This window comes from Acinetobacter sp. YH16051, assembly GCF_013417135.1.
Classification (GTDB): domain Bacteria; phylum Pseudomonadota; class Gammaproteobacteria; order Pseudomonadales; family Moraxellaceae; genus Acinetobacter; species Acinetobacter towneri.
Genome location: NZ_VPEN01000154.1, coordinates 1 through 1067, shown reverse-complemented (window position 1 = coordinate 1067; position 1067 = coordinate 1). Strand labels below are relative to the sequence as shown.

The 1067-nt window shown below is 32.7% G+C and carries 2 protein-coding genes; both read right to left on the bottom strand.

Annotation, left to right across the window (positions count from 1 at the left end):
* Positions 1 to 419: hypothetical protein (locus FTV41_RS15025; RefSeq protein WP_218945216.1), on the bottom strand; the 419-nt coding region annotated here is incomplete at its 3' end.
* Positions 419 to 1067, bottom strand: a 649-nt coding sequence (locus FTV41_RS15020; protein WP_179996791.1) for a site-specific DNA-methyltransferase, incomplete at its 5' end; no start/stop codon positions are given. The genes FTV41_RS15020 and FTV41_RS15025, both read right to left, overlap by 1 nt.

Below are 1067 nucleotides of genomic sequence, written 5' to 3'. Positions count from 1 at the left end.
AATCGAAGTAACTCAAGATAAGGACGAACATTAAAATTTACTGTGGGTGATTGTGTATGGTAGGGTGCAGGTAGCTGAAACTTAAGCAATTGTTTTGTAAATAACTCTGGTAACCTCTTTTGATTTACTAATTGATTACCGGCTTTAGTCAATTCAATAAATGGCTTTAATTGAATAAATCCTAATGCTTTAGGGGCTCTAGTTATCCTATCACGCGCAGCTAAAGCTGGATCTTGAGGATAGGTTGTTCCTTCATAGAAATCCGACTTAAATATCGCATCAAAGAAATTTATTTGATTTTCACCCCATGCCTTTCCAGAAAATTGTTGGCTTAATATATTTAGTTCTGGAATAATTTTTTCAATTGTTCGGGGTGAAGTAAAACCAAATAAATGCTTAGTCTTTGATAACGATGCCATTACTTTTTAGAACTCTTTTCCAAGATATCCACGTTATTATCTAGAAATTGTTGAATTCTTTCATTACATAATTCAAAAGATTGTTCTGAAATGTCGCAACCAACAAAATTACAATCATATTTAATAGCCGCAAGAGCTGCTGAACCACTACCTAGAAATGGATCACATACTGTAAAACCTGGAACACTACTAGCCTCAAGCATACGTTCAAAAACTTCTACCGGTTTTTGAGTTGGGTATTTCGAGTTATGAATACGCTTTACATCCCAAATATCATGTAGAGATCTACTACTTACTTTTCGAGTATTACCATTTGTTGCAAACAAAATTAATTCATGGCGTCGACGAAAATAGTGTCCCATTCCAATATTTACTTTGTCCCATACGAGTAAATTTTTTACATCAAAGTACTCTCTTACCAATGCTCCTAAAGTTAATAAACTAAATGAATCAAACATTAGATAAATATGACCTGTTTGCTTATTTAAGACTCTTTTACATTCACTTAAAAACAGATGATAATTTTCTTCTGTGTCATCAAATTCATTGAACCATTTAGCTTGTTCTGTACCTTTATCAGCATATTTTCCAACAATTCTTCCTTTACCAAGTTTTAATTTATTATTCATTCCTGAATAAGCAGGATCT